The 3,090-nt window shown below is 69.7% G+C and carries 3 protein-coding genes and 1 pseudogene; 2 read left to right on the top strand and 2 right to left on the bottom strand.

From position 1 onward, the window contains the following. The first annotated feature begins 137 nt into the window (after positions 1-137). The gene (locus tag ABZ646_RS43740; RefSeq protein WP_360532550.1) at positions 138-884 is read left to right on the top strand and encodes a hypothetical protein; all 747 of its coding nucleotides are present in this window, start codon (positions 138-140) and stop codon (positions 882-884) included. Positions 885-912: 28 nt separating this feature from the next. Here the strand turns inward: ABZ646_RS43740 and ABZ646_RS43735 are convergent, their stop codons facing one another. Then, positions 913-2,439: an ISL3 family transposase gene (locus tag ABZ646_RS43735; RefSeq protein WP_360532553.1), complete on the bottom strand. Its 1,527-nt coding sequence runs from the start codon at positions 2,437-2,439 to the stop codon at positions 913-915. A 176-nt stretch (positions 2,440-2,615) separates the two neighbouring features. Between ABZ646_RS43735 and ABZ646_RS43730 the strand changes: the two genes are divergently transcribed. Further along, positions 2,616-2,741, top strand: coding sequence for a hypothetical protein (locus tag ABZ646_RS43730; RefSeq protein ID WP_360532547.1), 126 nt, complete (start codon positions 2,616-2,618; stop codon positions 2,739-2,741). Between the two features lie 146 nt (positions 2,742-2,887). On the opposite strand, the pseudogene ABZ646_RS43725 reads toward ABZ646_RS43730, so the two are convergent. Further along, positions 2,888-3,090 (bottom strand): annotated as a pseudogene (locus ABZ646_RS43725) (hypothetical protein); the annotation flags it as partial.

Below are 3,090 nucleotides of genomic sequence, written 5' to 3'. Positions count from 1 at the left end.
GGCCGCGCCCGTGGCCGAACCCCGCCTACGATCCGTCAGCAGGTCGGCACGCCACGAGAGCGCGGGAGGCTGCGGAGATGCAGGAGCGGCAGTGGATCACCGCTCGCCGGAGCGAACTGGACGCCCTTGCCGAGTAGTTGACCAAGCAGCTGCAGGAGGTGCAGGTCGAGCGGGAGGAACTGGCGCTCGCAGAGCGGGTGTTGAATCGATCAGCCGAGCAGGCCCAGGCCGATGTCGAGGCGGCCGCTCCGGTATCGGCGCAGGTGGCTGGGCGGGCGGTCCTGCTGATCCCGTACCGCAGCGACGCGGCCGACGAGGGGGCGCTGCCGGGCGACTACCGCAAGATCCTGGCGATCGTGCGGGAGGCGGACGGCCCGGTGCAGGTCAGGGCGGTTGGCGAGCGGCTGGGCCTGGACGCTGCGGTGCGCGGCAGGCTGGAGCCGCTGCGGGCGAAGATGACCAAGCTCGCCGACCACGGCTGGCTGCACAAACGCCCTGACGGGCGGTTCACCACGCCGCTGGCACTCGAACTCAGTCGGCAGGCAGCCGCGAACGTGACAGCGCTGAGGGAGAAGTTCTCAGCTCTGCCGGACGTCGCCCGATATCTGACGTCCAGGCCGGTGCGGCGGGGATTCCTCTGGGACAGCTTCGACTCTGGGATCGCAGCCGCTCTGGTGGGGGACCCGGACGCGGCCCGCGATCACTTCGAGCGGGTCCTTCGAGAGGACGCGCTGGCCCCATGGATGGTCGAAGCCCAGGAGAAAACGCGTGATCTTCACGCGATCGCGGCAGATCGCAACGCCGTGACCGCCTGGGTCACACGGGCCGTCGACTCCTGTCGGAGCAAGCTGGGCCTGGATCCCGTGCCGTTTGCGATCAGCTGACGGATCCGCTCAGCGAGCGACAGAGCGGTCAGGCAAGGAGGACTCGCTTCCGCAGCAGGCCGAAGCCAGCCCGGCCGTACATCTGGCGTTTGATCATTTTGATCCGGTTGACGTGGCCTTCGACGATGCCGGAGTTCCAGGGCAGCGTGAGGCCGGCGGTGACGGCGGCGAGGTCTCGTTCGAGGCCGTTGACGAAGGTGTGGAGGCTGGGAAGGTCGTCGGCCCGAACCGCCGCGATCCATTGCGGAAGTTGGTCGCCCTGGAGCTGGGTGAGCATCTTCCCGAAAGCGCGGACGTGCCCGGTGAGGGCATCCAGTTCGGGGCAGTCGGCGAGGACGGATTTGAGCTTCAGGTACTCGCTTTCCGGCAGGGTGTCGGGATGAGTCAGGATCCATCCGGTGACCGTGCGTGGGGACGGAGGCCGGGCTGCAGGTGCGGTCGGGGATGTGCGAAACGGCTGGAGGTAGGCACGGACGGCTCCGTAGCCGCCGGTGTAGCCGTGCGTCTTGATCTCTTCCCAGAGGTTCCAGGCGTTCGTGCAGCCCTCTGCCCATCGCTCGTGCAGGTACGGCTTGAAGTTGTCGAGCTTGGTCTGGCGGTTCTGCCACTGCCCCTGGAACAGGTCTTCCGGCCTCGCGGCGTCGGCCAGCCGTTGGACGGTGCGGTAGGTCATGCCGAGCTGGCGCTGGACCGAGCGTCGGCTGTGACCAGCGGCCAGCAGCGCGTGGACGGCAGCATGCTTGGCGCGGGTACGGTCGGCAAACCGGTGCCCGGTGGGCCATGGCGACCCTTTCTCGGCCGGTGCCGGAGCCGGAACCCTCTCCGGCGCCGACTCGGCGAAGGACGTGCGGAGACACGATCGGTGGCGGGAGACACACCGCTCGGCCGCTTCGCCGAGGTTGCGCCACAGGTGGAACCGGTCGGCGACCTGGACCGCGGTGGGCGCCCCGATGCTGGCGCCCTCAGCGAAGAATGGAGCGCGGTCGCGGCAGATGACCTCGATCCCCGGGCGCTCGGCGAGCCAGGCCGCGACAGTGCCCGCCTCTCGATCCGGCAGCAGGTCCACCGGCCTGCGGGTCTCGACGTCGACCAGCACGGTCCCGTAGACACGGCCCCTGCGCATCGCGTACTCGTCGACGCCGACCACGCGCGGGACCTGTGGCTGGGGCTCCGGGAGGGCGTCGACCAGCCGCAGGACCGTATTCCGGCTGACCGTCGCCCCGAAGACGTCGGCCAGTCGGGCGCCGGCTCGGCCGGCCAACGCGAGGCCGACCTCCGCCAGCACTGACCGCATTCGTTCGGTTCGCTGGCTGTACCGCCGGGTCAGGCCCGGGACCTGCTCGACGAACGTCCGCCGCCCGCAGGAGAGGTCTTCGCACATGAAGCGCCGGACACGAAGACACAGCACCACCCGCCGTCCCACCACCGGGAGGTCAGCGGGGAACCGCAGGTAGGACCCGTGCACCCGTCCCGACCAGTTCCCGCAGCCCGGGCACCGAGCCCCGGCCGTCCGACATCGGACACCGACTCGGACCACTACTCCGTCGTCCTGCACCGACACCACCCTGATCTCCGGAGCCGACAGGAAGAGCAGCTCTTCCAGCCGGAGCAGTACCTCGCGCACAGCCCAGAACCATCAGCCCGGACGAAGTCAGTACCGGCGGATTCCAGACGACCTGGCGGAACGACTAGCAAGATCAATGGTCACAGGGAGTAGGCGCACCACAGAAGTTGGACCAGAACCAGGTCTCACTTACAAAGCCAGAGGCCGGAGCGGCGATCCGCCCGGCGCTGGAGGAGCTCCGTGACTGGGCACTGGCCCACCTCGTCGACCCCGCCGAGGACGCTCCCCCCTGACTGTGCGGCCTGCCGCAATCAGGCAGACACCGCCGCCCCGGACCCTACGCATGGTCCGGGGCGGCGGTGTCTTGCCGATGGAACAGTCTGCGACAGGGGCCGCGGCTCAGGTCACAGGCACGGCGGGCTGGGTGACGCGGGAGGCGTCACCGCCCTGGAGGCCGTCGCGGGTGCCGGCGGCCGCCTCGTGGGGCACTCCGAGGGGGGACCGCGCTGACGTCGGACAGGCGCGCGAACTGCTGCGGGGTGAGCTGGACGTCCAGAGCGCCCAGGTAGTCGTCGAGCTGGGTGAGGTTGCGCGGGCCGATGATCGGCACGAACGAGGTGGACGCCTGGGCGGCACGCTCAC

The sequence above is a fragment of the Streptomyces sp. NPDC007162 genome (assembly GCF_040634175.1).
In the GTDB taxonomy this organism is placed as follows: Bacteria; Actinomycetota; Actinomycetes; order Streptomycetales; family Streptomycetaceae; genus Streptomyces.
The sequence above is the reverse complement of the archived record's forward strand: the minus strand, read 5'-3'. Positions and strand labels throughout refer to the sequence as shown.